Source organism: Streptomyces sp. NPDC047453 (assembly GCF_040643155.1).
GTDB lineage: Bacteria > Actinomycetota > Actinomycetes > Streptomycetales > Streptomycetaceae > Streptomyces.
The window spans coordinates 23,170-49,191 of record NZ_JBEYTS010000051.1; the positions used below are offsets into that span (position 1 = coordinate 23,170).

Genomic DNA, 26,022 nt, shown 5'->3' on the forward strand with positions numbered 1-26,022 from the left:
ACGCTGGGCCAGGAGCGGGTCAACCAAACGCTACCCAGGCCCGTCCACGTCGCCGCGGCCCCGTTCTTGGTCAGGAAAAGGCCACCGACATCGCCTGGGACGGCTACCCCATCGGGACATGTGCCAAGAACCAGCGGGCGGCGGACCGCAGGATCGTGGACGCTCTGGGGCCTGCCGCTCGCTCATCGGTGCGGTTCACGCCAGTCGATGTCACGGGACGGTAGAGGCAGGACAGTCTCGATCTTTGTGCGGACCTCGCGCATGACGGCGACGATGCGGTGTTCGTGTTCGTCGGTGAGGCGGGAGGTCGGCACCGAGCAGCTGATGGCGTCGGTGGCAGGGGTGTCGTAGCGCAGGGCGAATCCGAAGCCGGTGATGCCGGTGACGGTTTCCTCGTGGTCGATGGAGTAGCCACGTTCCCGCACCTCGGCCAGGTCGGCCAGCAGTGACGTCCGGGTGGTGAGAGTGTTCGGAGTGGAGGCCGGCAACGGGTCTTCAGGCAGCGGGAGTTCGTCGTCCGGGCGCTCGGCGAGCAGGGCCTTGCCCAGGGCGCCGACGTGTGCGGGGACCCGGCGGCCGACCCTGCTGATCGTCCGCAGGTACTCGTGGGATTCCCTGGTCGCCAGGTAGACGACGTCCGCGCCGTCCAGCCGGGCCAGGTGGATGGTTTCGCCCAGGGCGTCCGACGCCTCGTCGAGATAAGGGCGGACCAGGCGAACGCGCTTGTCGCTGTCCAAGTAGCTGGTGCCGGTCAGCAGCGCCCGGATGCCGATGCCGTACAGGGATCCGGTGGTGTCGGTGCGGACCCAGCCGTGCTCGACGAGGGTCTGGAGCAGTGCGTACATACTGCTGCGGGGCACACCCAGTTCCTCGGAAAGCTCGCGCAGCCGCGCCGGGCGGTCACCCCTCGCGGCCAGCAGTTCCAGCAGTGCGACGGTTCGGACCGCTGACTTCACTTCGGGTACGCCCCCACTCTGCGCCATGTCGCGATCCTAAGCCCGTCGGTGCAGAGCCCTTGACCTCAACTGCCCATGTACCTAGCCTCCGTCTTCATACGTAGACGCCGTCTTCATTTGAAGATGCTTTCTAGTGGGGTGGATATGAGGGAGATCGCGGACGTCGTGCGGCGTCTCGGTGAGGGGATGGGGCGGGGTGTGCTGTCCTTCCCCCTGACGAGTTTTCAGCGCAACGGCGACCTGGATCCCGGCGCCTACCGTGCCTACCTCGAACGGCAACTCGCGGCCGGCCCGGGCGCGGTCTTCCCCGCCTGCGGGACGGGCGAGTTCACAGCCCTGGACGAGGACGAGTACCGCACGGTCATCACCGTCGCGGTCGACGTGGCACGCGGACGCCTTCCGGTCGTCGCGGGCATCGGTTACGGCTGGGCCCAGGCACTGCGGTTTGCGCGGATCGCGGAGGACGCGGGCGCGGATGCCGCGCTCGTCCTCCCGCACTATCTGATCCAGGCACCCCAGGACGGCCTCGTAGAACAGCTGCGCAGGATCGCCGACGGCACCCGGTTGCCCCTGATCGCCTACCAGCGCGACCAGGTCGCCTTCACCGCCGACAGCCTGCGCGACATCGCCCGGATCCCGACCCTCATCGGTCTGAAGGACGGTCACAGCGACCTCGACCGCCTGCAGCGACTCACCCTGGCCGCGCCCGACGACTTCCTCTTCTTCAACGGCGCCGCCACGGCCGAGGTCCAGGCCCGTGCGTACGCCGGTATGGGCGTGCGCGCCTATTCGTCGGCCGTCCACGCCTTCGCCCCGGACATCGCACGCGCCTTCTTCGAGGCCTTTCACAAGAACGATGCGGACCGGATGGACGAGTTGCTGCGCGGCTTCTACCTCCCGCTCGTCGAACTGCGCGACCGCAGGCCCGGTTACGCCGTCTCGCTGGTCAAGGCGGCGGCCCGGCTGCGCGGACTGCCCGTGGGCCCCGTACGCGCCCCGCTCACCGACCCCGGCCCGGACGACCTCGCCGCCCTCCGCGATCTCCTGGACCACGGTCTGGACCTGGTCGGCGCCGAGCACTGACCCGGGCGGAAGCCCAACAGCCGGAAGACAGCCGACAGCACAGTTCAAAGGAGAACTGATTCATGCCACTTGTCGTCGTCGGGATCAGCGTTCTGGTCCTGCTCTTCCTCATGACGAAGCTCAGACTGAACGGCTTCGCCTCCCTCCTCCTCGTGGCCGTCGGCGTTGCCCTGGTCCGAGGGATCCCGGTCGCGGACATCCCGGACATCCTCTCCAAGGGCATCGGCGGCCAGATCGGCGACACGATGCTCACCATCGGGCTCGGCGCGATGGTCGGCCGCGTCATGGGGGACTCGGGCGCCGCCCAGCGCATAGCGACCAAACTGCTCGCCGTCTGCGGTCCGCGCTGGGTGCAGGTAGCCATGGTGCTGACGGCCATGCTCATCGGCGTCACGATGTTCTACGAGGTCGCCTTCGTCATCATCGTGCCCGTCGCCTTCACGCTCGTGCGGGTCACCCGCTCGAACCTGCTCTGGGTCGGACTGCCGATGTCCATCGCGCTGTCCACCATGCACAGCTTCCTGCCCCCGCACCCGGGCCCGACCGCGGTGGCCGCGACCTTCCACGCCTCGGTCGGACTGACCTTGTTCTACGGCCTGTTCATCGCCGTCCCGGCCGGCGCGCTCATCGCCCTGGTATGGCCGAGGCTGCCGTTCGTCCGGGCGATGAACCCGTCCGTGCCCACGGGCCTGGTGAGCGACCGCACCTTCGAAGAGGAGGAGATGCCGAGCACCGCCTGGTCGCTGTCGGTCGCCCTCCTGCCCGTGGTACTGATCGCGGGCGCGGCGGTGACCGACATGGTCACCTCGGCGGACACCGCGGTGATGCACTTCATCAACTTCGTCGGCTCGGCGCCGATCGCGCTGCTGCTGACGCTGCTCGTCGCGGTCTGGGCCTTCGGACCACGCATCGGCCGGAGCCTGGAGGAGGTCAGTGCCTCGTGCCGGGGAGCGGCGCAGGCAATGGCGATGATCCTGCTGGTGATCGGGGCCGGCGGCGCCTTCAAACAGGTCCTCGTGGACGGCGGCATCTCGGACTACATCAAGCAGGCGACCTCGGGCTGGTCCGTCTCGCCGATCATCCTGGCCTGGCTCATCGCCGTGATCCTCAGGGTGGCGCTCGGCTCGGCGACGGTCGCCGTCGTCACGGCGTCCGGTGTCGCGCTGCCGCTGGTCGCGGGCAGCGGGATCCACGCCGAAATCATGGTGCTCGCCGTCTCCTGCGGCTCGATCGCCTTCTCGCACGTCAACGACCCGGGCTTCTGGATGTTCAAGGAGTACTTCAACCTGTCGGTCATCGACGCGATCAAGGTCCGTACCACCTACACGACCGTCCTCGCGATCCTCGGCCTGGGCGGCGTCCTGGCCATGGAACGTGTCCTGGACGTCCTCAACCTGTGAGTGGACGCCCTCACCCGTGAGCGGGCGCCGCGGCACTCCACGAGCGGCGCCCCGCCCGCGCGGCAGTCTCCCCCACGCCCAACCCCCTAGCAAGCAACGAAGGATTCACCTCTTGACCTCTCCCCCAGCTGAAGCAGGGGGATTCAACCCTCACGGGTTAATCTTTCTGCTTCATCGACAGCAGCCGACCCGAACCAACGGCGAGGACTGGTGTACCAGTCATCGGTCTTACGCCAGCTCCACAGACCTGACATCCCGCCAGCCCGGCGGTAGGCCCGGTCAGCTTGGTTATCGCCGACCGGACACCCGAAACCTAGCACCCCACCCGGGGGCCGTGGGCGGTCGACGACGAATCGCCCTGACGGCGATTCGCCTTTCCCTGCCCTGCTCCGCAGGGGTCCGATTCCTCCCCGCCCTGAAGGACGGGGTTTCCTCGCAGGAGATCAGATGAGCCAGCCTGTCGTCACCCGCTTCTCCGTGTACCCGGTGGCAGGCCGTGACTCCATGCTGCTGAACCTCTCCGGCGCGCACGCTCCGTACTTCACCCGTAACGTCCTCGTCCTCGAGGACTCGGACGGCCGGACGGGACTGGGCGAGGTTCCGGGCGGTGTGGAGATCACCCGGACGCTGCGTGAAGCCGAGTCCCTCGTCGTCGGCGCACGGCTGGGCGACTACAAACGCGTCCTGCGGTCCGTGGGGGAGAGATTCGGCGGACGTGACGATCGCGGACGGGGCGAGCAGACCTTCGACCTGCGCACCGCCGTGCATGTCGTCACGGCCGTCGAATCGGCGCTGCTGGACCTGCTGGGCAGGCATCTGGAGGTCCCCGTCGCCGCGCTGCTCGGCGCCGCCCGGCAGCGCGACTCCGTACGGGTCCTGGGCTACCTCTTCTACGTCGGCGACCCCGATCGGACCGATCTGGACTACATCCGTGAAGAGGGCTCCACCGTGGAGTGGTACCGGATCCGCCGCCAGGAGGCGCTGACTCCGGAGGCGATCGTCCGGCAGGCCGAGGCGACGTACGCGCGCTACGGCTTTTGCGACTTCAAGCTCAAGGGCGGCGTCCTGCCGGGCGTTGAGGAGGTCAAGGCGATACAGGCACTGAAAGAACGCTTCCCCGACGCGCGGATCACCCTCGACCCCAACGGGGCCTGGTCCCTGCGCGAAGCCGTCGAGCTGTGCAGGCCACTGGCCGGCACGCTCGCCTACGCCGAGGATCCCTGCGGAGCCGAGGGCGGCTACTCGGGCCGGGAGATCCTCGCGGAGTTCCGCCGGGCCACCGGACTGCCCACCGCGACCAACATGATCGCGACCGACTGGCGCCAGCTCACCCACGCACTGGCGCTGCGGTCGGTCGACATCCCTCTCGCGGACCCTCACTTCTGGACCATGCAGGGGTCGGTGCGGGTGGCCCAGCTGTGCCACGACACAGGCATGACCTGGGGGTGCCACTCCAACAACCACTTCGACATCTCACTCGCCATGATGGCGCACTGTGGAGCCGCCGTCCCCGGTGACTACAACGCGCTGGACACTCACTGGATCTGGCAGGAGGGCATGGAACGCCTCACGGTCCGGCCCCCGCAGATCACCGACGGGGAGATCGCTGTCGACGACACACCCGGACTCGGTATCGAGCTCGACGTGGACAGGCTGCTCGCCGCCCACCAGCTCTACCTGGAGAAGCGGCTGTCGGGCCGTGACGACGCCGCCGGGATGCGCTACCTGGTAAAGGACTGGGCCTTCGACAGCAAACGCCCCTGCCTGGTGCGGTGACGGACTCTCCACTTTCGACGTTTCGTTGGTCATCGCGTGGGTCGCTCGGGCGGGTGATGTGGCGTCACCTAGCCGCGCTGGCTGGTGCCAACAGAGAGGCATCGGCGGTGCTGTGCGTCTCCTCCGGCCTTCTACGCACCACGCTCCGGGACCGCAGGGCCGACGCGGTGACAGGTAGCGGTCGCCTCAGCCGCGGCTCGCTGGAAGTGCCGAGTTCACGTCAGCCGCCGAGCCAGGCGAGGGCAGCCACCGTCATGGCGCTGACGCCGGTGTCCAGGGTCGGTTGGACGACGGGGGCGAAGGCAGGGCTGTGGTTGACCGGGACGTCCTGGGCGATGGTGCCCTTCTTGGCGGCCTCGGCATACAGCTCGGCGTCGATGCCACCGATGCCCCAATAGGTGAACGGCGTGCCGAACGCTTTGGGGATCTCGCTCATGTCCTCGCTGGCGGTCTGCAGGTCGATGGTGTGTGCGTCGTCGCCGAAGTGGGCGGCGAACGCCTCGGCGACGCGCCGGGTCGCTTCCTCGTCGTTGACGGTGGGCGGGAAGGCGGCCGTTCGCTCGATCTCGGGTGCCTTCGGCGACCCGGACGCCTCGCTCTCGGTCCGGACGATGCGCTCGATCGCCTTCAGGACCTGGCCGCGCGTGGCATCGTCGTAGGTACGGACGTTGAGCTCGACGACGGCGCTGTCGGGGATGACGTTGGGACCGGTGCCGGCGTGGATACTGCCCACGGTGACGACGGCAGGGGTGGTGGCGGCGAGTTCCCGGGAGACGATGGTCTGCAGGCGCACGACGATCATGGCGGCCATCACCACGGGGTCGACCGCGGCCTGGGGCATGGAGCCGTGGGCTCCTCGGCCGCAGGCTGTCCGCGGCCGACAGGAACGATCCCGGACGGGTGCCGACGTAGCCTGCCGGATAGGGCAGGACGTGCTGGGCGAGTACCACGTCGGGCCGGGGCGCCCTTGCCGTGAGACCATCGTCGATCATGGCACGGGCGCCGTCGCCGTTCTCCTCCGAGGGCTGGAAGAGCGCCACGAAGGTACCGCGCCAGGCGTCCGTGGCCTGCGCCATCAGCTGTGCGCAGCCGATCAGAGCGGTCACGTGCACATCGTGCCCGCAGGCGTGCATGACCGGCTGCTCGGTGCCGTCGGGACCCGTCAGGGTCACGGTGGAGGCGTAGGGCAGACCGGTTTGCTCGCGTACCGGGAGGGCGTCCATGTCCGCGCGGGCCATGACAGGAGGTCCGTCGCCGTTGGCCGGCACGCCGATCACGCCCGTGCCGCCGATGCCGTCGATGACCTCGTACCCGAGATCCCGCAGAGCGTCGGACGCCTTCTTCGCCGTGCGGTGCTCCCGCAGGCCGAGTTCGGGATGCCTGTGCAGATCCCGGTAAAGGTCCTCAAGATCGGAGCGGATACCGGCGAGGCCGGACAGCACTGCGCGGTTTCGGTCGGTCACGACGTCTCCTTGCGCGGGTGGGACTGCTCTTCTTTCCCGTTTCGGGCGGCAGTGCCGGTGCCGTGCCGCCGCGTCGCGGCCGTCATGGACCGGGGCTGCCAGTCCAGGCTGTTGGGCAGGTTCCAGCCGAGCCGCACAGCAGTGAGCCGGAAGGCCAGGGCCAGTGTGATGCCCAGGCCGGCGCCGACCGCCGGCACGCCGAGGTACACGCAGATCACCGTGACTCCGGCGACCGCGACGGCGACGGTGGCGTACAGACCGTTGCCCCCGAAGACAGCCGGCACCCGGCCGAGGACGACATCGCGCAGGGCGCCGCCGCCGACGGCGGTCACGGTGCCCAGGAGGATGGCCGGAAGCCATCCCAGCCCCGCGGCGAGCGTCTTGTTGACCCCGGTGACCGCCCAGAACCCGAGGACGGCGGCGTCGAGGGCGGTGAAAAGCCGGGTCCAGGACGCCTCGCTGATCTTGATGAGGAAGACCACCACGGAACCGGCGACGGCGGTCGGCAGGTAGGCGTAGTCGGTCAGCGCGACCGGTGTGCCGTGCTGCAGCAGCACGTCCCTGATCATGCCTCCGCCCAGACCGGAGATGATGCCCACCACCAGGAACCCGAAGAGGTCCAGGCCGACCGTGCGGGCCACGGCGCCCCCCAGCAGCGCGCACGAGAAGACACCGGCAAGGTCGAGATAGCGCGTCGCGACCGCGATTCCGGAGGGGATCAGGGAAGCCGACATCACACACACGGTGGACACGATGACGAGCCTAGTGACTCGGTGTCTCCACGGCACGGGCAGACGGCCGGGGACATTGAACCCTCCCCCAGCTGAAGCAGGGGGATTCCTGGCTCAAGCAGCTCATTCGCTCAGCGAGCGAACGAGTCTGACGCTCTCAGCACCAGCCGGGACGGAACCTGCCCGGTTACCCATCAAGACAAAGGAGTTGCGCGTGCTTGGCTCTCGCAACGCACGACAGTCAGCCTACCCGACCGTCTGGGCGGCATTTCGCCTTTTGGGCGAAACCCCGTTCCCTGCCCTGCTCCGCAGGAGGCCGATTCATCCCCCGGCTGAAGCCCGCGGCGTCCTCGGAGGCTACCGGTGACGTTCCGCGACGACACGCGGCCGGCAGGTCGGATCGCCTGAGGTCACGGCCGCGTGGGCGCAGAAGACACGGGTGGGTGCGGGATCGGATGCCCGCGGCGCACGCGGGCCGGGGTGGTGCATGGCGAAGGGCCTCAGCGAGCCGTTCCGCGCCAGGATGGAAGCTGGTTCAAGGCGAGCGAGTTGTCGAGGTCCGTCGGCGCTGGGTGGTCACGCGGCGACAGTCGGGTCGGTGATGGTTCGGCTGCCTGACGCAGCGGCCGGTCCACTGCGGACCGGATCGGCCGACCGCCGGGATCCGGCATGGCGGACCGCTGCTTGGCCGGCGGCCGGGACGGCGCGCCTGGGAGCGCGAAGGTCCGGACCCCGGCCAGGCGGAAAGACGAGACCGGACGCCGGGGGTACGGCGGTCCCCCGGTCGGCGTCGGGCTCGTCAGAAGCCGCTGCGCCGGTCTCCGTCTTCGTTGCGCGCAGAGCCCGATCGCGTCGCGTCCGGCGCTGTGACCGTCGTGAACGGCAGCACGAGCCGGGAGGGGTGTGCGGCGTCGCGGTAGATCTTGTGGGTGACGGGGCGGCCCACCGGCAGGTGGAAGGCGTCCGGCGGCAGCAGCGCGTTGTGCGCGTCGGCCAGCGGCTCGTCGTTGGCGAGCTCCACGACCAGCTTGTGGCCCGGCAGGAACGTCGCCGCGAACGGATAGACGCGCAGCACGTACTCCTCGATCTTCCCCGGCTCGACCGGCACCGCACGGGTGTGCGGGTGGTAGGGGTCGCCCTCGGTGGTGCGCCCCTCGTCGAGCTCACGGTGGGAGGCCTTGAGGTAGGCGGTCGTGATGAGCTGTCGCTTGCCGCCCGGAGCCTCGTCCCACATGCGCAGGATGAAGTTGGTGTCGGGCTGGTCGATCTCCGCGAAGAGGTGCGCCGCGCCCTGGCCGATCATCTCGGTGGGCCCGGTGAACGGCTCGGTGCTCCAGCTGAGCATCTCCACCTTGTCGGTGACCGTGAGCGGCGCCTGGTAGAAGCCGTCGGGGACGGCGTGCTCGGCGCCCATGGGCTCGGGCTCGAAGGAGAGCTTGTGGCGCGGGCGGAGGTAGAGCGGCTTGTGCTCCACGTCCTTCGGCGGCCACTGGGCCCCGGTGACGTACTGACGTGAGCCCTCGACGTGCACGGTGACGGCGGGCTCGTCCATGATCCCGTTGTCGACGCCCTTGATCCAGTAGTCGTACCAGCGGAACATCTTGTCGTGCTCTTCGATGAAGGGGCGCGACTGCATGGGCGGGTACGGGCCGATGTCCAGCTTCTTGGGGCCCTTGAGGCGGTTGAAGACCTCGATGGTGCCGTCCATCGTCCAGCCGCGGCCCTGGTCGATCTGGAGCCAGACCGGGATGTCGATGTTCGGCGCCAGGGTGACGGGGTTGCGCTCCTCGTACCACTCGCCGTCGACCTCGTTCATCACGATGTCGAACCAGGCCTCGTGGTTCTTCGGGTAGTTCAGCACGTGGACCAGGTTGGGCCAGGCGGCCACGTCCGGGTCCTGCAGGCGCTCGGCGACCCGCTTCTTGATCTCTTCGGGCGAGTAGGTCTCGAGCATGCGGGACTTGACGCCGTCGGTGAAGGCCCAGCCGGAGTCGCCGCCGCGCCCTTCACGGGCGGCGCGCGGCATGAACCACATGACGCCGCCGTGGTAGGTGGTCTCGTAGAAGTCGTAGTGGCCGCCGCTGACGAAGATGGCCTTGAGGCTCGGCGGACGCTCGGCCGCCGCCAGCACCTGCATCGAGCCGAAGTAGGAGATGCCGATCATGCCGACGTTGCCGTCGCACCACGGCTGCGCGGCGACCCACTCGATGAAGTCGTACGCGTCCTGGCCGAGCGAGACGCCACCGGCGTTGTAGTTGCCGATGTGCTCGCCCTCGGAGGCGCCGGAGCCGCGCAGGTCGCCGATGACGTGGACGTAGCCCTCCTGAACGACGCGCGCGATGTCGCCGGCCTCGATGCAGCCGTCCCACATGGGGCTCGGCCGGCGCTGCGGCGGGGTCGTCAGGGCCAGGGCCTGGAGCTCCTTGCCGTACGGGCTCAGGGCCACCAGCGCGGGCCGCGGTGTGTCGTCCACACCGCTGTACGCGTCGGCCACCAGCGTGACGCCGTCGCGCATCGGCACCTGGAGATCCTTGCGGACGGCGATCGACTGCTCGCCCGCGCGGATCGTGTGAAGGTCAGTCATGGGTGTGAAGCTCCTGTGTTACGCGTTCTGTTCGAGGTGCGTGCGGTAGCCGGCCATGGAGGTGAAGAACGGCGACGGCTCGAGCGCGGGGTCCCCGGTGTAGCCGAGCTCCTCGGCGGCGCGGGCGAACGGGGAGTACGGCGAATCCGTCTCCCGCAGGCCCGCCTCCAGGCATCCGCAGGCGGCCGCGGCGACACGGGCCTCGATGTCCAGGCTCTGGGTGATGGCCTCCCGGGCCTGCGCCTCGTCGAGCTCGACGCCGTACGGTGTGCCGTCGACGCGGCGGTAGGGGTGCCCCAGGTAGAGGTGCCGCGGGCGGATCTCGTCCCGCAGGTACTCCAGGCCGGCGCGGTAGGCGACCGGGTCCGTGTAACCCGGGAAGCCGTTCGCCGCCCCGTGGACCTGGACGGCGTCTCCGGTGAACACCGAGCGCTGTCCGTCGACGACGTAGGCGACCGATCCGGGTGTGTGGCCCGGTACGGAATGCACCGACACGGTGACATCACCGCCGAGGGAGAGGGTCTCGCCGCCCTTGACCAGCAGGGAGGGCTCCATCTCGCCGGAGATGACGGCCTCCGTGGCGGCCGTCACCTTCGCCTCGCCCTCGGGGTCGTCCAGGTACCGGCCCCGTCCCGCGAGGTACTCCTCGACGTGGGCCCGGCGCGAGCGGAGCATCGGTGCGTCGGCCTCGTGGATGACCACCTGGGCGCGCCGCCCGGTGAGCTCCCACAGGGCGTGCGCTCCGCCGACGTGGTCGATGTGACCGTGGGTCAGCAGGATCCAGCGCACGTCCTCGATGCGGCGTCCGATGGCCTCGAGCGCGGGAGCCATCCCTTCGGCGGGCGACGAGGCGATGCCGGTGTCCACGATCGCCGGCTCGGGTGCGTCGATGAAGAAGCTGTAGAGACCGAACCGGCCCCAGGGCGAGACCAGGGGGTGGACGGTGACTGGGTGCGTCATGCTTTCCTACTCCGCTCGTGCACGGGCCGGCCGGTCAGCTGCGGCCGAGGAAGTCGCGTGTCTGCGTGAAGGCCGCGTGGTACTCCGGGATCCAGGAGAAGTGCTGGACGAACCCGTGGCCTGCTCCCTCGTACCGGCTCACCGTCGCTTCCACTCCGGCTTCGCGCAGCCGCTCGCCGTACAGCTCGCCCTCGTCGCGCATCGGGTCGTGCTCGGCGGTGACGACGAGTGCGGGCGGCAGACCGGTGAGGTCGGTCCGCTTGATCGGCGACACCAGGGGGTCTGCGGGGTCGGCTCCGCTGTCGAGGTAGAAGGCGTTGAAGGGCTTCAGCCCCGCCGTCTCCAGGCCGTAGCCCACCGCGTTCTCCCGCAGCGACGGGTAGCGGTCGACGTCGAAGTCCAGGTCGAGCGAGGGATAGTAGAGGATCTGGTGGGTGATCCGGTCGAAGCCGTCGTCGTGCGCCCTGGCGGCGACCGCGGCGGCGAAGGTGCCGCCGGAGCTGTCACCGGCGACGGCGAGGGTCGTACCGTCCCAGGCCAGGCCCGTATGCTCCTCGGCGGCCCAGCGCACGACCGCGTAGCAGTCGTCGAGACCGGCCGGGAAGGCCGCCTCGGGTGCCAGGCGGTAGCCGACGGAGACGACCTTGAGTCCGGTCTCCTTGGCCAGTGAGCGCGCGACGTGGTCGTGGGTCTCCAGGCTGCCGAGGAAGAACGCGCCGCCGTGGAAGTAGACCAGCACGCCGTAGCTGCCGGCCTCGACGGGGGTGTAGATCCGTACCGGTACCTCGCCGGCGGCCGTCTTCGCCGTCACGTCGTCGACCGCGTGGAGCGGCAGGCGCTCCTCCAGGGGGGCGACGTGCGCCTCGTCCGCGGCACGCATGGCGACCGGGTCGAGCGGGCCCTCGGGCGGGGCGGGCAGGCTCGCGATGAATGTGGCGATCTCGGGATGCAGCGTCATGGTGTCACTCCTGCCCGGCAGCGGCGGGCTTCTGGCCGGGGAAGACGTCGCTGATCTCGTCCTCGGTCCACCCCTGGCGCGAGATGCGCTGCAGCTCGTCGGTCACCGGCTTGCGGGTGGCCTGGTACAGGGCCAGCGCCTCCTTCACGGAGTCCGCCTGCCGCAGGGCGTCGGCGAGCGCGCCGCCGTCCTCGATGGCCGAGTTGGCGCCCTGGCCCTGGTGGTGCAGCATCGAGTGGGCCGCGTCGCCGACGAGGACGACGGAGTCCGAGTGCCACGTGTCGACCGGGTCGATGTCGTAGACGGCGCGGATGTTCACGGTGTCCATGTCGAGGTCGCGCGTGATGCTCACGAGGCGCTCGTCGAAGCCCTCCACCGTCTTCAGCATGTCGTCCTTCGTGACCTGCGGGTTCCAGGTGCCGTCCGGGCACAGGGCGGTGATGTCGAACGACACCTGACCCCGGTGGCGCAGCGGCAGCAGGTAGATCTTCGTGCCCTTGCCGATGTACATCCGGAGGTTGTCGTCGACGACCATCCCGTGGGCGGCGTCGACGGGGATGACCGCGCGGTAGGCGTGCTCGCCCGAGAACACCGGGCCCTTCTCGCCGAACAACTGCCCCCGCACCACCGACTTGATGCCGTCGGCGCCGACGACTAGGTCGGCCTCGACGGTCTTGCCGCCCGCGAAGGTGAGGACGGAGCTGTCCCCCTTGTCCTCGATGCTCTCGAGCTTGTGGCCGAGGTGCACCATGCCCTCGGGGAGGACGCCCAGGAGCGCGTCGATGAAGTCGCCGCGGTGGATCAGGTGGGTATGGGTCTGCTCGCCGTCGGCCGGCCATGTCTCTTTCATGATCGGGTCGCCGGTGGCCGTGAGGATCTCGAAGTACTCGCTCGGCGAGGTCACCTTCGCGATCGCGTCGAAGATCCCCCACTGGCGGAACCGGTTCATGGTGACGGGACGCAGACCGATACCGGCGCCCACCTCCCGGATCTGGTTGGCCTGCTCGTAGACGTCGACCGCGGCGCCGAGCAGGCTCAGGGCCTTGGCCGCCGCCGCGCCGCCGTACCCCGCTCCGACGATGGCGATCTTCAGGTTCTTCAGGTCTGAGGACTGCATGGTGGTTCTCTCTTTACTTCTGAAGGGTGAGGAAGTCGGCGGGGTTGTCGACGAAGATCGTCTTGATGGCGGCCTCGTCGAGACCGGCGGCGCGGAGGTCCGGGATGAGGTCCTCGAAGATGTAGTTGACGGTGTGGCCCTTGACGCCCGGCCAGCCCAGCGGGCTGCAGTTGGCGTCGGCGGAGGCGAGGACCTGCTTCAGCCGCCGGCCCCCGTCGATGAACCGCAGGAAGTGGTCCAGCCGCTCCTTGCGGGGTCGGGCCCAGAACGGCGGGTCGGGCAGCTCGGTCTCGTAGCCGAAGGTGTCGAAGCCGATGCGGCCGCCCTTCTCCGCGATCCAGACGTCGCGCGTCTTGTCGGCGTTCACGCCGTCGTCGACGTGCCCGAACAGGACGCGGTCCAGCGGCAGGCCCTCCTCGTCGAAGATGGCGATCGCGTTCTCGGCGTCGATCGCGAGGTGGGTCAGGATCGGCACGCCCGTGGTGAGCGAGGCGCGGGCCGCGGCGCGGTAGATCCGCTTGTCCAGGTCCGTCATGCGGCCGCCGCGGCTGACACCGACCTTGATGACACCGGCGAGGCCGCCGGTGCTGCCGATGCCGACGGTGATCTCGTGGACGAACTGCCGCATCAGGTAGTCCACGTCGGCGTTCGCGAAGTGCGGCAGGGCGGTGTCGCCGCCGACGAAGCCGGTGCAGGCGACGATGTGGACGCCGGTCTTCGCGGACAGCGACTTGTAGTAGTCGACGTCACGGCCGTTGCAGATGCCGGTCGCGTCGACGAAGGTGCCGCCGCCGTACTCATGGAACGCGCGCAGCTTCGGGACGGTCTCCTCGTACCGCTGCTCGGGGGTCTTCCACCACTTGGTGTCCAGTTCGGAGCCGGGCATGCCGTACCCGATGTGCTCGTGGACGGCCACGAGTCCCAGTTCCTCGGCCGGGACCTGGCCCAGGACCGTGTTCACTCTCGACACAACACTCACCTTTGAGTAAGAGACTTGATGGTCGTTCGTGCCGGCGCGCTCAGCGCACCGACAGCAGGTCGCGCGGGTTCTCCACGAGAATCCGCCGCGCGTCCTCGTCGCTGAGATCCTGTGTCTTCAGGAGCGGGACGAAGGTGGTCAGGACATGGCTGTACGGCAGGTCGTTGCCGGAGTGTCCCTTCGCCACGCCGGTCGCGCTGCTCGACAGCAGGATCCGGTCGGCGAAGCCGGCCTTCACCAGGTCGGCGACCAGAGCGGCACGCTCGGCGTCGGTGATGTGTTCCCCGTCCTCCACGCCGACGTGGTCGAGGGCGACGTAGGCGCCTCGCCGGGCGACCTCCAGGGGTGCTCCGGCGGCGACGGCGTCCTTGCGGTCGAGTCCGCCGACGACGACACGGTCGGCCGCCAGCTTCTCGTCCAGGACGACGTCCAGGTCGTGCAGGGCGTCGCTCCCGTAGCGGATGGAGACCGCGACGCCGGTGCGCAGAGCGGTCCGGGCCGCACCCCGGAACAGGCTCTCGTCGGTCGCGGTCATGCCCTCGCGGGTCGCGGTGGTGGCCACCAGGCCCGCCGCGCCGCGGCGCTCCACTCGCGGGACCACCATGCCCTCGGTGACCTCCTTGGTGAAGAGGTCGGCGAACTTCTCGGCCGGCCACGGCGTCGGCGGGTTGGTCTGCGGCGTGAGGAAGTAACCGCCGAGCAACTCCTCGGGTCCCTGACCCGTCGACGCGACGATGTGCACGCCGGTCGTGCGGGCGAGGGTCTCGTACAGCCGGACGTCCCGGCCATGGAACATGCCGGTGCTGTCGACGATCGTGCCGCCGCCGTGGGCGCGGAAGTCCTTCAGCTTCGCGGCGAGGGTCTCGAAGATCTCGGCGCGGTCGATGGTGATGTCGAAGGCGTGCTCGGCGCCGGGCACCACCGACAGCAGCGCCTCATGGACCGAGACGACACCCAGCTCGGCGGCCGGCACCGGGCCCAGGACGGTGTTCACGGTGTTGCTTTCGACGCTCATGCCTTGCCTCACATGTCCGGTGTGGGGTGCCTGCGCACCTTGTGGCTTCGGTCACGGTAGCCATTCGCTTTACACGTCGTCAAGGAAATGAACGCCACGGAAAAACAATTCGCCAAGGGTTGCGCGAACGTGACCTGCTCCTCCTTACGCGGGCACTGTCGAGTGCATGACACATGCACGGCATGCATGCGGGGGCATGTAAATCATTCACTTGTTCGATATGGGGTCGGACACTTCACTGTGGGGCATGAGCACCCCGCCTACCTCCGACGTCGACCTCTTCGCCGACGAAGTCGTCCTCGATCCCTACCCCGTCTACACCGAACTCCGGGAACGGGGCCCCGTCGTCCACCTCCCGGAGAACGACGTCTACGCGCTGACGCGGTACGACGTCGTCCGCGGCGCCCTCGCCGACTGGGAGTCGTTCTCCTCGACCGCGATCGCCTTCAATCCGATGGCCAACGAGGCGCTCACCGGCACCTCGCTCGCGTCCGACCCGCCCGTGCACACCCAACTGCGCGCCACGCTCACCGAGAACCTCTCCCCGCGTGCGCTGCGCGGTCTCAAGGCCGGGATCGAGACGAAGGCGAACGCCCTCGTCGCCGAGCTCGTCGAGAAGGGCTCCTTCGAGGCCATCGACGCGCTCGCCCGGGCCTTCCCGCTGGAGGTCGTCGCGGACCTGATCGGCTTCACCGGTCACGTGCGCGACAACATGCTCCGCTGGGGACAGGCCGCCATGCAGGTCCTCGGCCCCATGAACCAGCGCACGGCCGAGAACTTCCCCATCGCCGGCGAGCTCTACGCCTGGTGCTCCCAGGTCAAGGCCGACGACCTCGCGGAAGGGTCCGTGGGCCGCGGCATCTTCGAGGCCGAGGCGCGCGGCGCCATCCCGGCGGACACGGCCGGCCACATCGTCCACCAGTACCTCGGGGCCGGCGTCGACACCACCATCGCGGCGATCGGAAACATCGTCGCCCTCTTCGCCCGGCATCCCGACCAGCTCGCCCTGGTCCGCGAGAACCCGTCGCTGGTCCCCGCGGCGTTCAACGAGGTGCTGCGCTTCTGGGCTCCCGTCCACGCCTGGGGCCGGCGCGTCACGAAGGACGTCACGATCGAAGGGGCGGTCGTCCCGGCGGGCGCACAGGTCGCGATCCTGTTCGGCGCCGGCAACCGCGACCCCCGGCACTACGAGAACGCGGACGCCTTCCTCGTCGAGCGCAATCCGGTCGACCACCTGTCGTTCGGCTACGGCCCGCACGGCTGCGCCGGCCAGGGGCTCGCCCGCCTGGAGGCCCATGCCGTGATCGAGGCGCTCTCCCGGCGTGTCGAGCGCCTCGTCGCCGGACCCGAGGTCCGCGTCCCCAGCAACACCACCCGGAGCATCGAGGAGCTCCCCGTCCTGGAGGTGATCCCCGTATGAAGATCGTCGTTGACCGCCCACGTTGTGAGGGCCACGGCCTGTGCGAGGAGGCCGCGCCGCAGCTCATGCACCTCGACGACGAGGGCGAACTGGTCCTGGACCGCGAGGAGGTCGACGAGGCCGACGCCGCCCTGGCGAACGCCGCCGTCCGTGTGTGTCCGGTCGCGGCGCTGAGGGTCGTATGAGCACCGGCACCCTGAAGCGCGTCGTCGTCGTCGGCAACGGGATCGCCGGGCTCACCGCGGCCGAGACCCTCCGCGAGGCCGGTTTCGACGGCGAGCTGACCATCGTCGGCGACGAACGGCACCCGGCATACAGCCGCCCGGCCCTGTCCAAGGCGCTCCTGCTCGATGGTGACGACATGTCGTCGCACGAGCTGCCGCCGGCCGGCCACGGGGCGCGCGAGCTGCTCGGCGTGCGGGCGACCGGCCTCGACCTCGACCGCCGGCTCGTCTCGCTCGACGACGGTACGGCGCTGCCGTACGACCGCGTCGTTCTGGCCACCGGTTCCCGGGCGCGATGTCTCTCCGATCTGCCCGGGGAAGTCACCCTGCGCGGGCTCGACGACGCGCTGTCCCTGCGCGGCCGGCTGGCGGCCGGGCCGTCGGTCGTCGTGGTGGGCGGCGGCCCACTCGGCATGGAGATCGCGTCCGGATGTCTGGCCGGCGGCTGCAAGGTCACGCTCGTCTCCCAGGGCGCGCCGCTGATTCTCCAGCTCGGCCCGTATCTCGCCGACGTGTTCGTCAAGGCCGCGCTGGGCCAGGGGCTCACCATCGTGGAGACCGCGGCGGCCCGGCTCGAGGGGCGCGACGGAAGCACCCGGGTCGTCCTCGACGAGGGCGGGGTTCTCGAGGCCGAGGTGATCCTGACCGCCGCCGGCGACATTCCCAACACGGAGTGGCTCGCCGACTCGGGGCTCACCGCCGAGGGCGCCATCCCGGTCGACGAGCGCGGTCTCGTCCGCCCCGACGTGGCGGCTGTCGGCGATCTCGCGGCCTTCCCCACCCCGCAGGGCCTGCGCCGCATCCCTCTGTGGAGCAGCGCGGTCGAGCAGGCGAAGGTCGCGGCGCGGGCACTCGTCCGCGGCGACGAGGCTCCGCCTTTGCAGTTCCAGCCGTACTTCTGGACGGAGCAGTTCGGACTGAGTCTGAAGGCGGTGGGCAACCTGCCGGTGGAAGGGGAGCCGGAGTACGTCGACGGAGGGCCCGGCGGCGGTCCGGCGCTGATGCGCTGGTCGCACGGGGACGGCACCGGTGACGCCGTGGCGCTCAACCACCGGATCCCGATCCCCCGGCTGCGCCGGATGACCCGGGCGGCCACATAGGGTTCGGCGCATGAGCACAGAGGAACGGGGCACCACGGGTTCGGGCCTGGACCGGCTGGCCTCGGTCAACCTGAACCTGCTGGTGCCCCTCCTCGCGCTCCTCGAGGAGCGTTCGGTGACCAGGGCCGCGGAGCGGGTCGGTCTGTCCCAGCCGGCCATGAGCCACGCCCTGGCGAGAATGCGGCGCATGCTGGGGGACGACCTCGTCGTCCGGCAAGGGAGCGGGGTCACGCTGACCCCGCGCGCACTGGAGTTGGTGGGGCCGCTGCGCAGCGCCCTGCAGCAGACGGCACGCATCGTGAACTTCCCCGTCTTCGACCCCGCGACGGACCGGCGGGTCATCACGGTCGCCATGACGAACAGCACGGCGTTCGTCGTGGGGCCCCGGCTGACCCGGCTCGTCACCGAGCGCGCTCCGCACGCCACGCTGCGATTGCGGACGATCACGGTGCCGACCGAGGCGACGTTCACCGATCAGGGCGTCGACGTCGTGCTGATCTCCGAGGGGCACTTCTCGCCGTATCCGCGTGAGCGCCTGTACAACGACCGCTGTGTGGTGGTGGCGTCCCCGGACACCCCACCGGACGCCGACGCGCTCGAGCTCCTGACGACGCAGCCGCACGTCGTCGTCGACACCGACCGGCGGGTCTTTCCCTACTCCGTGCTGGAGGACAAGGGCATCCCCTACCGGGTGGGCCAGCTGAGCTCCGACTTCCTGCTGGTGCCCTTCCTGGTCGCCCGCGCCGGCGGCATCGCTCTCCTGCGCTACCAGGTCGCCGCCGCCATGCGCACGCTCGCCGACCTGCGGATCGAGGAGTTCCCCTTCTTGCTTCCCGGACTCGGGATCGACATGGTCTGGAACCCCCGGCTGGCCGATCAGCACTTCATCGAATGGCTCCGGGCGCTGCTCTTCGACGTCGCGGCGGGGCTCTGACCCCGGTCAGCTCAGCAGCCGCACCCAGCTGGCACCGAGCTCGTCGAGCATCTGGTCGCGCGTGATCTTCCAGTCGGCACCGTCCCAGTGCTGGGCGACGTAGTCGAGCTGGGACATGGCGAGTACGCCCCGGAAGTGGCGTTGGTGGGGTTCGAGACGCCCGGCCGCAGTCAGCCCGTCCTCGATGTCGCTGATGGCCTCCTCCAGCCACCGCTCGACCAGGTCGGGGAGTTCCGGATCGATCACCGCGGCATCGCGGCCGATGCGGATGATCGGTCGGATGACCGGCCAGCTCTCGGCGGTCCGCCGCAGCCACGCCATGATCGCCTCGGGCGTCCCCTCGGCGACGGTGGCCACCAGGTCCCGCGCCGTGGAACCGTGTTCGGGAGAGCGGACGCGTTGCAGCACCTCGTTGAGTTGCTCGTCGATCAGTGCCCTCATCAGGTCACTGCGCGAGGGGAAGTACGCGTAGAAGGTCACGCGCGTGGTGCCCGCGGCGGTCGCGATGTCGTCGACCGTGGTGGCTGCGTACCCCTTCGTCTTGAACAGCTCGAGTCCCGACTCCAGCAGCAGACGGCGGGTCATCTGCTTCTGTGCCTCACGAAGGTTCGCCATGCCCGAGATCCTAACGCCGCCTCTGCATGGCGAACGCACACACCGGACTTTTGCTTTACGCGCCACACGTGATCTTTATCTGACGTAAGGGATTCAGGCGTGCAACTGCACGGAGAGCCGCTCCCGCAGTTCGGCCACCGTGAGGCCGTACGTCTCCAGGGCCCGGACCCCGTCCGGGCCGACGGCGAAGACGCCGTGGTCGGTGTAGACGCGGTGGACACAGCCGGGTCCGGTGAGCGGGTACGTGCACGCGGGGACCAGCTTGGGGGCGCCGTCCCGGGTGAACAGCTTCATCATCACCAGGACCTGCCGTGCGCCGACGGCGAGGTCCATCGCACCGCCCACGGCGGGGATGGCGTCGGGGTCACCGGTGTGCCAGTTGGCCAGGTCACCGTGCTGGGACACCTGGAACGCCCCGAGGACGCACACGTCCAGGTGACCGCCGCGCATCATCGCGAAGGAGTCGGCGTGGTGGAAGTACGCCGCCCCCGGCAGCTCGGTGACCGGCACCTTCCCGGCGTTGGTGAGATCGGGGTCGATCTCGTCGCCGGTCGCGGCCGGGCCCATGCCGAGCATGCCGTTCTCGGTGTGCAGCACGATCCCCGCGTCCGGCGACAGGTGCTCGGCGATCCGGGTCGGCTGCCCGATGCCGAGGTTGACGTACGAGCCGGTCGGAATGTCGCGGGCGATGCGGGCGGCGAGTTCGTCGGTGGTGAGCGGGCCCCGGTCGGTGTGCTCCACGGTGGTGGCTGCGGTCGTCATCAGCGGGCTCCTCGCACGGTCAGCCGGCGGGCCTCGGCCCGCGCCAGGCGGTCGACGTAGATGCCCGGAGTGACCACGGTCTCCGGGTCGATCTCCCCGACGGGCACGATCTCGGTGACCTGGGCGATGACCGTGCCGGCCGCGGTGGCCATGACGGGACCGAAGTTCCGGGCGGTCTTGCGGTAGACGAGATTGCCCATGCTGTCCGCCCGGTGCGCCGAGATCAAAGCCACGTCGCCCCTGATCGGGTACTCCAGGACGTGGACGCGTCCGTCGATCTCCCGGGTCTCCTTGCCCTCCGCCAGCGGGGTGCCGACGCCGACCGGGCTGTAGAAGGCGCCGATGCCCGCCCCGGCGGCCCGCATCCGCTCGGCGAGGGTGCCCTGCGGTACGACCTCCAGCTCGACCCGGCCGGCCCGGTACAGGTCGTCGAAGACGTAGGAGTCGCTCTGCCGGGGGAAGGAGCAGATCACCTTGCGCACCTGGCCGGCCTTCAGCAGCGCGGCCAGGCCCACGTCCCCGTTGCCGGCGTTGTTGGACACCACGGTCAAGTCGCCGGCGCCCTGCCGGATGAGGGCGTCGATGAGGTCGAACGGCATGCCCGCCAGACCGAATCCGCCCACCAGGACCGTCGAGCCGTCCTCGATGCCCGCCACGGCCTCGTCGGTCGTGGCGGCGATGGTCGTGGTCATCCCTGGCTCACCTCGTCGGTCACGTTCTCCAGGACCACGGCGAGGGCCTGGCCCACGCCGATGCAGATGGCCGCGACGCCCCAGCGCTGTCGCCGCTCGCGCAGCACCTTGGCCAGGGTCCCGAGGAGCCGGCCGCCCGAGGCGCCCAGCGGGTGTCCGAGCGCGATGGCGCCGCCCCGGGTGTTGACGATCTCCGGGTCGACGCCCCAGGCGTCCACGCAGGCGAGCGACTGCACCGCGAACGCCTCGTTGAGCTCGACCGCGCCGACGTCGCCCCAGCCGATCCCGGCCCGGCGCAGCGCCTTCTCGGCCGCCTCCACCGGGGCGAAGCCGAACATCTGCGGCTCGACCGCGTGCACGCCGCGCCCGGCGACGCGGGCGACAGGGGCCAGCCCGATCCGGCCGGCCGCCGCCCCGGTCCCCAGCAGCACGGCCGACGCCCCGTCGCTCAGCGGGGAGGCGTTGCCGGCGGTGATCGTCCCGTCCGGGCGGAACGACGGCTTCAGCGCCGCCAGCTTCGCGGGGTCGGTGCCGGGGCGGATGCCCTCGTCACGGGCGAGGTCCTCCGTCGGGAGGACCAGGTCGTCGTAGAAGCCGTCGTCCCAGGCGGCGGCCGCGAGCCGGTGCGAGCGCCCCGCGAACTCGTCCTGCCGCTCACGGGAGATCGAGAACTTCTCCTGGAGCAGTTCGTTGCTCTCCCCCAGCGAGACCGTCCACTCCTTCGGCATCGCCCGGTTGACCAGCCGCCAGCCCAGGGTGGTGGAGACGGCCGTGACATCGCGGGCGGGGTAGGCCCGGTCCGGCTTGGGCAGCACCCACGGCGCGCGGGTCATGGACTCCACGCCGCCGGCGACGACGACGTCCGCGTCGCCGGACTCCAGGGTGCGCGAGGCGATGATCGCCGCGTCCAGACTGGAGCCGCACAGCCGGTTCACGGTGGTGGCGGGGACGCTCACCGGCAGTCCGGCCAGCAGCACCGCCATCCGGCCGACGTTGCGGTTGTCCTCACCGGCGCCGTTGGCGTTGCCCCACACCACGTCGCCGATCGCGGCGTGGTCCAGGCCCGGCGCCTTGGCCAGCAGGCCGGTCAGCGCGGTGGCGGCGAGGTCGTCGGGGCGCGCCCCGGCGAGGGCCCCGTTGAACCGGCCGAACGGGGTGCGTGCCGCCGCGTACAGGTAGGCGTCGCTCATGCCGCGTCACCCGCGAGCAGCGATTCCCCGACGGCCGCCGAGGACAGCGGAACCGGCGTGAACATCTCCGGCTCCTCGTCCGGCGTCAGCGCGGTCGGCCCGTACAGCCAGTCGGTGAACGCGTAGTCGTAGGTGTCGCGGGCGCGCAGCAGCACATTGCGCTGCTCGCGGGCGACACCGTCGAGGTGCCACAGCTCGCCCCACTTGCGGGAGGTGGTCAGCACGCGGCGGCAGTGCTCCGGGCGGACGGCCTCGTAGGCGGCGAGCGCGGTGCTCCAGTCGACCGTGCCGTCCTCGGCACGGTTGCGGGCGACGTGCTCGCCCAGCACCCAGCCGTCCTCAATGGCCATGATCGCGCCCTGTGCGATGTACTGCAGCGGCGGGTGCGCGGAGTCGCCGAGCAGCGCGATCCGGCCGTGCACCCAGTTCATGACCGGGTCACGGTCGAACATCCGCCACCACTTGTCCCGCCACATGAACGGCAGGCCGTCCTGGACGAAACCGCAGGTCTTGGCGAAGGCGGCGTCGAGCTCGTCGGGCGTGCCCCAGTCCTCCCGGCCGGCCAGCGCCTTGGGCGACTCGAAGACCGCGACCTGGTTGAGCATCTCGCCGCCACGCAGGCCGTAGTGGACGAAGTGGCAGCCGGGGCCGACGTACACCACGACCTCGCTGAGGTCGACGGACCTCACCCGCGGCTGCTCGGCGGGGACGGTGCCGCGATAGGCGACGTACGCCGAGGAGACGGGCTGGTCGTCGGCGAACAGCTTGCGGGCCGGAGAGTGCAGGCCGTCGGCCGCGATCACCATGCCGGCCTCGTGGCTCTCGCCGGAGGCGACGGTCACACGAGCGCCGCCGTCGGTGTTCTCGTACGAGGTCACGTGTGCGTCGTTGATCAGCTCGACACCGGCGCGTTCGCAGGCACGCAGCAGCAGGCCGTGCAGGTCGCTGCGGTGGATGACCAGGTACGGGTAGCCGTAGCGCTTCTCCAGGTCGCGCAGGTCGAGCCGGGTCAGCTCGTCGCCGTCGACCGCGTCGCGCATGACCATCGCGTCCGGGACGACGCCGATGCTCTTGGCCTCCTCCAGGAGACCGTAGTCGTCGAGGATGCGGGTGCAGTTGGGGGCGAGCTGGATACCGGCGCCGACCTCGCCGAAGGCGGGGGCGCGCTCCAGCAGGCGGACGCTCTGGCCCTGGCGGGTCAGCGAGAACGCGACACCGAGGCCGCCGATGCCGCCGCCGACGACGATCACATCAGGGTGGGACATGGGATGCACTCCTCTACAGCCACGGGCCGAGCTCGGGGGCGTCGGCGAGCGAGTGGGGACGGCCGGCCAGCCAGGCGGCGACTTCGGGCAGCGGGCCGTCGGGGAGCTCGGTCAGCCCGCGTTTGGCGCTGATCTCGGCGACCAGGGCGGTCAGGAAGCCCTTCGGGAGGTCGGCGAAGGTGACGACGCCGGTGCCGAGGTCGACGGCGTGGACGCACACCTCGCGGGCTCGCATCCACGGGAGCTCGGTTGTGGGGACGGTACGGCCCTGGGCGGTGACGACCTGGTGCTGCCACTGCTCGTCGGTGAGCCCGTCCAGTCCCTCCGCGAGCCGGTGAGCGGAGCCGGTCAGCCACGAGCGGAGCTCGTCGGCCGGCAGGGTGGGGCCCTTGGCGATACCGGCGGCGCGCTCCTCGGCGGAGGCGTACATCGGCGTCTCCTCGCCGGTGGCCGCCCAGTGCACCAGGTTGCACAGGGCGTCGGCGTTGGCGGCGACATGCGCCACGAGGTGCCCCCGGGTCCACTCCGGCAGCACGCTCGGGGCCGAGAAGCCGGCCTCGCCGAGGCCCGCGACGGCGTCGAGCATCAGCTCGGTGCCCGTGCGGGCCCACGCGCGCGCGTCGGCGAAGGTCCGCGTGACCTCGGTCATGCCGCGACCACCTTGTTGGTACAGGCGCCCAGGCCGGCGATCTCGGTGACGACGGTCTGGCCGGGGAGCAGGAACACCTTGGGGTCGCGGGCGTTGCCCACGCCCGCCGGGGTGCCGGTGGCGATGATGTCGCCCGGGCGCAGGGTGATGACGGTGGAGATGTACTGCACCAGGAAGACCGGGTCGAACAGCAGCGTGCCGGTGTCGTCCTGCTGCATGACCTGGCCGTCGACGACCGTCTTCACTTCGAGCGCGGGGCGGACGCCGCCGACCTCGTCGGGGGTGACGACATAGGGGCCGACCGGGGTGGAGGCCTCCCAGATCTTGCCCTGGGTCCACTCGATGGTGCGGAACTGCCAGTCACGCACCGAAATGTCGTTCATGACGGTGAAGCCCGCGATGGCCTCCGCGGCCTGCTGCTCGTCGGCGCGGCGCACCGGCTTGCCGATCACGACGGCCAGCTCGACCTCCCAGTCGAACGCCTCGGTCTCGGCCGGCTTGACGATGTCGTCGTGCGCGCCCAGCAGGGTGTCGGCGAACTTCGGGAAGAGCGTCGGGTAACTCGGCAGGTCCCGGCCCATCTCCTTGATGTGGTTGGTGTAGTTGTGGCCGACGCAGACGACCTTGGAGGGGTTCGGGACGACCGGCGCGAAGTCCGCCGACTCGGCCGGGTAGGTGGTGCCGGACGCCGCAGAGGCCCGGTCCTGCCAGTCGGCCTCGGCGAACAGTTCGCCCAGGTCGGTGTACCCGAGGTCGACCAGGAGGTCACCGTCGAGGCGGACCGCCCTGGTGCCGTCGGCGGTGCGGATGGTGGCGAGCTTCATGGTCAGGCGTCCTTCTGGGTGCGGTCGATGCGGTGGAGCTTGAGCGCCTCGAAGACGGGCGCGTCGGAAAAACGGAAGAGGTCGAGGGCTCCCTCGTCGGAGTCGGTCGTGCCGGCCTCGGACCTGGCGGCGAACGGCTCCCAGGACGGGACGACGAACAGGTCGCCGCGGGTCACCGTCCAGGACTTGGCGCCGACGGTCACCACACCGGAGCCGTCGAAGACCTGGTACACCGACGAACCGGTTTCGCGCACCGGCGCGGTCTCGGCGCCCCGGGCGATGCGGTGGAACTCGGCGCGAATGGTCGGCAGCACGTCGGAGCCGTCGTGCGGGTTGGAGTAGCGCACCGCGGCGTGGCCTGGCTCGACGGTGCCGCCGAAGCCCTCCTTCTCCAGCAGCAGCTGGTCCCGCAGGGCCGCGTTGGTGTACTCCCACTTGTACGACAGCAGCGGGCTCCCCGGCGTGGCGGGTACGGCCGACAGCGGGCGCAGGCCCGGGTGACCCCACAGGCGCTCGGAGCGCGACCGCTCGGGGGTGATCCGCTCGGCGTCGCTGATCTCGTCGCGGCCGAACTCGAAGAACTGCGCCTCGGTGACGTACTGGAACGGGATGTCCAGACCGTCGATCCAGGCCATCGGCTCGGAGGTCGCGTTGTGGTGGGCGTGCCAGTTCCAGCCCGCCTGCGGGAGGAAGTCACCGCGGTTCATCGGCACCGGGTCGCCGCCGACGACCGTCCACACACCCGAACCCTCGACGACGAAGCGGAAGGCGTGCTGGGTGTGGCGGTGCTCGGGGGCGTCCTCGCCGGGCATGAGGTACTGGATGGCCGCCCACAGCGTTGGCGTGGCAAAGGGCCTGCCGCCGAGGGAGGGGTTGGCCAGCGCGATGGCCCGGCGCTCGCCGCCGCGGCCGACGGGAACCAGGCCGCCGGCCCGGTCCGCCAGCTCCCGCAGCCTCTCCCAGCGCCACAGGTGCGGCACGGCACGCGAGCGCGGGTGGGCCGGCATCAGGTCACCGATCTCGGTCCACAGCGGGACGAGCAGTTCCTGTTCGAAGCCCCGGTAAAGCTCTTCGAGCGCCGGGGTGACCTCGGGCTGCCCCTCCGCGGCGACAGCCTGGAGCCGGACCGGGAAACCCGTGGCGGTGTCTTGGGTCATGGAGGTCTCAGTCACGGCATCAGCGTGCGCCTCGTCTGGTGAGAGAACATGGAGATTCTGGAGAGCAGAATCAGGGGCGTGCCATGGACAAGCCGCTGAAGACACCGCCGCCGTACCCGATCGCCAGCGTGGACCACGCGCTGCGGGCGGCGACCATCCTGCAGATGG

24 protein-coding genes and 2 pseudogenes are annotated in these 26,022 nt (G+C 70.2%); 8 read left to right on the plus strand and 18 right to left on the minus strand.

Annotated elements, in window-relative coordinates; genetic code table 11:
- Window positions 1–182: 182 nt before the first annotated feature.
- Window positions 183–983 (minus strand): IclR family transcriptional regulator, encoded by an 801-nt coding sequence (locus ABZ818_RS31010; protein WP_361421860.1) that lies wholly within the window; start codon window positions 981–983, stop codon window positions 183–185.
- A gap of 117 nt (window positions 984–1,100) precedes the next feature.
- On the opposite strand from ABZ818_RS31010, the gene ABZ818_RS31015 reads away from it, so the two are divergent.
- From ABZ818_RS31015 to ABZ818_RS31025, 3 genes are all read left to right on the plus strand, one after another.
- Window positions 1,101–2,039, plus strand: coding sequence for a 5-dehydro-4-deoxyglucarate dehydratase (locus tag ABZ818_RS31015; protein ID WP_361421863.1), 939 nt, complete (start codon window positions 1,101–1,103; stop codon window positions 2,037–2,039).
- A gap of 62 nt (window positions 2,040–2,101) precedes the next feature.
- Complete coding sequence (locus ABZ818_RS31020; protein WP_361421866.1) at window positions 2,102–3,439, plus strand: gluconate:H+ symporter; 1,338 nt, start codon at window positions 2,102–2,104, stop codon at window positions 3,437–3,439.
- 447 nt (window positions 3,440–3,886) lie between these two features.
- Window positions 3,887–5,215, plus strand: a complete 1,329-nt coding sequence (locus ABZ818_RS31025; protein WP_361421869.1) for an enolase C-terminal domain-like protein — start codon at window positions 3,887–3,889, stop codon at window positions 5,213–5,215.
- A 220-nt stretch (window positions 5,216–5,435) separates the two neighbouring features.
- On the opposite strand, the gene ABZ818_RS31030 is transcribed toward ABZ818_RS31025, so the two are convergent.
- The 9 genes and pseudogenes from ABZ818_RS31030 to ABZ818_RS31070 form a co-directional block, all read right to left on the minus strand.
- Window positions 5,436–6,056 (minus strand): peptidase dimerization domain-containing protein, encoded by a 621-nt coding sequence (locus ABZ818_RS31030; protein ID WP_361421872.1) that lies wholly within the window; start codon window positions 6,054–6,056, stop codon window positions 5,436–5,438.
- 10 nt (window positions 6,057–6,066) lie between these two features.
- Window positions 6,067–6,453: pseudogene (locus ABZ818_RS31035) on the minus strand (M20/M25/M40 family metallo-hydrolase); the annotation flags it as partial.
- 221 nt (window positions 6,454–6,674) lie between these two features.
- The gene (locus ABZ818_RS31040) at window positions 6,675–7,412 is read right to left on the minus strand and encodes a TRIC cation channel family protein (protein WP_361421875.1); all 738 of its coding nucleotides are present in this window, start codon (window positions 7,410–7,412) and stop codon (window positions 6,675–6,677) included.
- 796 nt (window positions 7,413–8,208) lie between these two features.
- Window positions 8,209–9,993 carry a CocE/NonD family hydrolase gene (locus ABZ818_RS31045; protein ID WP_361421878.1) on the minus strand — a complete coding sequence of 595 codons (1,785 nt, stop codon included), beginning with the start codon at window positions 9,991–9,993 and terminating at the stop codon, window positions 8,209–8,211.
- Between the two features lie 18 nt (window positions 9,994–10,011).
- Window positions 10,012–10,953 (minus strand): MBL fold metallo-hydrolase, encoded by a 942-nt coding sequence (locus tag ABZ818_RS31050; RefSeq protein ID WP_361421881.1) that lies wholly within the window; start codon window positions 10,951–10,953, stop codon window positions 10,012–10,014.
- Window positions 10,954–10,987: 34 nt separating this feature from the next.
- The gene (locus tag ABZ818_RS31055) at window positions 10,988–11,911 is read right to left on the minus strand and encodes an alpha/beta hydrolase (RefSeq protein WP_361421884.1); all 924 of its coding nucleotides are present in this window, start codon (window positions 11,909–11,911) and stop codon (window positions 10,988–10,990) included.
- A gap of 4 nt (window positions 11,912–11,915) precedes the next feature.
- Window positions 11,916–13,028 carry an NAD(P)/FAD-dependent oxidoreductase gene (locus ABZ818_RS31060; protein WP_361421887.1) on the minus strand — a complete coding sequence of 371 codons (1,113 nt, stop codon included), beginning with the start codon at window positions 13,026–13,028 and terminating at the stop codon, window positions 11,916–11,918.
- A 13-nt stretch (window positions 13,029–13,041) separates the two neighbouring features.
- On the minus strand, window positions 13,042–13,998 hold the full coding sequence (locus ABZ818_RS31065) for a phosphotriesterase (RefSeq protein ID WP_361421890.1): 957 nt from the start codon (window positions 13,996–13,998) through the stop codon (window positions 13,042–13,044).
- 49 nt (window positions 13,999–14,047) lie between these two features.
- Complete coding sequence (locus ABZ818_RS31070) at window positions 14,048–15,022, minus strand: phosphotriesterase (protein ID WP_361421893.1); 975 nt, start codon at window positions 15,020–15,022, stop codon at window positions 14,048–14,050.
- Between the two features lie 247 nt (window positions 15,023–15,269).
- Between ABZ818_RS31070 and ABZ818_RS31075 the strand changes: the two genes are divergently transcribed.
- Genes ABZ818_RS31075 through ABZ818_RS31090 form a run of 4 tightly spaced genes read left to right on the plus strand, consistent with a single transcriptional unit; the run spans window position 15,270 to window position 18,700 of the window.
- Window positions 15,270–16,442, plus strand: coding sequence for a cytochrome P450 (locus ABZ818_RS31075; protein WP_361421896.1), 1,173 nt, complete (start codon window positions 15,270–15,272; stop codon window positions 16,440–16,442).
- Window positions 16,439–16,627: a ferredoxin gene (locus ABZ818_RS31080; protein ID WP_361421899.1), complete on the plus strand. Its 189-nt coding sequence runs from the start codon at window positions 16,439–16,441 to the stop codon at window positions 16,625–16,627. The genes ABZ818_RS31075 and ABZ818_RS31080 overlap by 4 nt, the downstream gene beginning before the upstream one ends.
- Window positions 16,624–17,766, plus strand: coding sequence for an FAD-dependent oxidoreductase (locus tag ABZ818_RS31085; RefSeq protein ID WP_361421902.1), 1,143 nt, complete (start codon window positions 16,624–16,626; stop codon window positions 17,764–17,766). The genes ABZ818_RS31080 and ABZ818_RS31085 overlap by 4 nt, the downstream gene beginning before the upstream one ends.
- A 10-nt stretch (window positions 17,767–17,776) precedes the next feature.
- Window positions 17,777–18,700 (plus strand): LysR family transcriptional regulator, encoded by a 924-nt coding sequence (locus ABZ818_RS31090; protein ID WP_361421905.1) that lies wholly within the window; start codon window positions 17,777–17,779, stop codon window positions 18,698–18,700.
- 6 nt (window positions 18,701–18,706) lie between these two features.
- On the opposite strand, the gene ABZ818_RS31095 is transcribed toward ABZ818_RS31090, so the two are convergent.
- The 8 genes from ABZ818_RS31095 to ABZ818_RS31130 all read right to left on the minus strand — a co-directional run bounded on the left by ABZ818_RS31095 (window position 18,707) and on the right by ABZ818_RS31130 (window position 25,869).
- Entirely contained in the window at window positions 18,707–19,315 is a 609-nt protein-coding gene (locus ABZ818_RS31095) for a TetR/AcrR family transcriptional regulator (RefSeq protein WP_361421908.1), read from the minus strand.
- Window positions 19,316–19,408: 93 nt separating this feature from the next.
- On the minus strand, window positions 19,409–20,077 hold the full coding sequence (locus ABZ818_RS31100; RefSeq protein WP_361421911.1) for a 3-oxoacid CoA-transferase subunit B: 669 nt from the start codon (window positions 20,075–20,077) through the stop codon (window positions 19,409–19,411).
- The gene (locus ABZ818_RS31105) at window positions 20,077–20,769 is read right to left on the minus strand and encodes a 3-oxoacid CoA-transferase subunit A (RefSeq protein WP_361421914.1); all 693 of its coding nucleotides are present in this window, start codon (window positions 20,767–20,769) and stop codon (window positions 20,077–20,079) included. Before ABZ818_RS31105 ends, ABZ818_RS31100 begins: the two co-directional genes overlap by 1 nt.
- The gene (locus ABZ818_RS31110) at window positions 20,766–21,959 is read right to left on the minus strand and encodes a thiolase family protein (protein WP_361421917.1); all 1,194 of its coding nucleotides are present in this window, start codon (window positions 21,957–21,959) and stop codon (window positions 20,766–20,768) included. Before ABZ818_RS31110 ends, ABZ818_RS31105 begins: the two co-directional genes overlap by 4 nt.
- The gene (locus tag ABZ818_RS31115; protein ID WP_361421920.1) at window positions 21,956–23,224 is read right to left on the minus strand and encodes an FAD-dependent oxidoreductase; all 1,269 of its coding nucleotides are present in this window, start codon (window positions 23,222–23,224) and stop codon (window positions 21,956–21,958) included. The genes ABZ818_RS31110 and ABZ818_RS31115 overlap by 4 nt, the downstream gene beginning before the upstream one ends.
- A 13-nt stretch (window positions 23,225–23,237) precedes the next feature.
- Window positions 23,238–23,873 (minus strand): maleylpyruvate isomerase family mycothiol-dependent enzyme, encoded by a 636-nt coding sequence (locus ABZ818_RS31120; RefSeq protein ID WP_361421923.1) that lies wholly within the window; start codon window positions 23,871–23,873, stop codon window positions 23,238–23,240.
- On the minus strand, window positions 23,870–24,697 hold the full coding sequence (locus tag ABZ818_RS31125; protein ID WP_361421926.1) for a fumarylacetoacetate hydrolase family protein: 828 nt from the start codon (window positions 24,695–24,697) through the stop codon (window positions 23,870–23,872). Before ABZ818_RS31125 ends, ABZ818_RS31120 begins: the two co-directional genes overlap by 4 nt.
- 2 nt (window positions 24,698–24,699) lie before the next feature.
- Window positions 24,700–25,869, minus strand: a complete 1,170-nt coding sequence (locus tag ABZ818_RS31130; RefSeq protein ID WP_361421929.1) for a cupin domain-containing protein — start codon at window positions 25,867–25,869, stop codon at window positions 24,700–24,702.
- A 68-nt stretch (window positions 25,870–25,937) separates the two neighbouring features.
- Here ABZ818_RS31130 and ABZ818_RS31135 point away from each other — a divergent pair.
- A pseudogene (locus ABZ818_RS31135) lies at window positions 25,938–26,022 on the plus strand (IclR family transcriptional regulator); the annotation flags it as partial.

Bases quoted from the DNA above. Each gene is read 5' to 3' on its own strand.
- ABZ818_RS31060 (WP_361421887.1), bottom strand. From the start codon at position 13,028: ATGCAGTCCTCAGACCTGAAGAACCTGAAGATCGCCATCGTCGGAGCG.
- ABZ818_RS31020 (WP_361421866.1), top strand. From the start codon at position 2,102: ATGCCACTTGTCGTCGTCGGGATCAGCGTTCTGGTCCTGCTCTTCCTC.
- ABZ818_RS31115 (WP_361421920.1), bottom strand. From the start codon at position 23,224: ATGTCCCACCCTGATGTGATCGTCGTCGGCGGCGGCATCGGCGGCCTC.
- ABZ818_RS31015 (WP_361421863.1), top strand. From the start codon at position 1,101: ATGAGGGAGATCGCGGACGTCGTGCGGCGTCTCGGTGAGGGGATGGGG.
- ABZ818_RS31095 (WP_361421908.1), bottom strand. From the start codon at position 19,315: ATGGCGAACCTTCGTGAGGCACAGAAGCAGATGACCCGCCGTCTGCTG.
- ABZ818_RS31090 (WP_361421905.1), top strand. From the start codon at position 17,777: ATGAGCACAGAGGAACGGGGCACCACGGGTTCGGGCCTGGACCGGCTG.
- ABZ818_RS31080 (WP_361421899.1), top strand. From the start codon at position 16,439: ATGAAGATCGTCGTTGACCGCCCACGTTGTGAGGGCCACGGCCTGTGC.
- ABZ818_RS31120 (WP_361421923.1), bottom strand. From the start codon at position 23,873: ATGACCGAGGTCACGCGGACCTTCGCCGACGCGCGCGCGTGGGCCCGC.
- ABZ818_RS31070 (WP_361421893.1), bottom strand. From the start codon at position 15,022: ATGAGCGTCGAAAGCAACACCGTGAACACCGTCCTGGGCCCGGTGCCG.
- ABZ818_RS31100 (WP_361421911.1), bottom strand. From the start codon at position 20,077: ATGACGACCGCAGCCACCACCGTGGAGCACACCGACCGGGGCCCGCTC.
- ABZ818_RS31050 (WP_361421881.1), bottom strand. From the start codon at position 10,953: ATGACGCACCCAGTCACCGTCCACCCCCTGGTCTCGCCCTGGGGCCGG.
- ABZ818_RS31105 (WP_361421914.1), bottom strand. From the start codon at position 20,769: ATGACCACGACCATCGCCGCCACGACCGACGAGGCCGTGGCGGGCATC.
- ABZ818_RS31010 (WP_361421860.1), bottom strand. From the start codon at position 983: ATGGCGCAGAGTGGGGGCGTACCCGAAGTGAAGTCAGCGGTCCGAACC.
- ABZ818_RS31085 (WP_361421902.1), top strand. From the start codon at position 16,624: ATGAGCACCGGCACCCTGAAGCGCGTCGTCGTCGTCGGCAACGGGATC.
- ABZ818_RS31025 (WP_361421869.1), top strand. From the start codon at position 3,887: ATGAGCCAGCCTGTCGTCACCCGCTTCTCCGTGTACCCGGTGGCAGGC.
- ABZ818_RS31110 (WP_361421917.1), bottom strand. From the start codon at position 21,959: ATGAGCGACGCCTACCTGTACGCGGCGGCACGCACCCCGTTCGGCCGG.
- ABZ818_RS31030 (WP_361421872.1), bottom strand. From the start codon at position 6,056: ATGCCCCAGGCCGCGGTCGACCCCGTGGTGATGGCCGCCATGATCGTC.
- ABZ818_RS31075 (WP_361421896.1), top strand. From the start codon at position 15,270: ATGAGCACCCCGCCTACCTCCGACGTCGACCTCTTCGCCGACGAAGTC.
- ABZ818_RS31125 (WP_361421926.1), bottom strand. From the start codon at position 24,697: ATGAAGCTCGCCACCATCCGCACCGCCGACGGCACCAGGGCGGTCCGC.
- ABZ818_RS31045 (WP_361421878.1), bottom strand. From the start codon at position 9,993: ATGACTGACCTTCACACGATCCGCGCGGGCGAGCAGTCGATCGCCGTC.
- ABZ818_RS31040 (WP_361421875.1), bottom strand. From the start codon at position 7,412: ATGTCGGCTTCCCTGATCCCCTCCGGAATCGCGGTCGCGACGCGCTAT.
- ABZ818_RS31055 (WP_361421884.1), bottom strand. From the start codon at position 11,911: ATGACGCTGCATCCCGAGATCGCCACATTCATCGCGAGCCTGCCCGCC.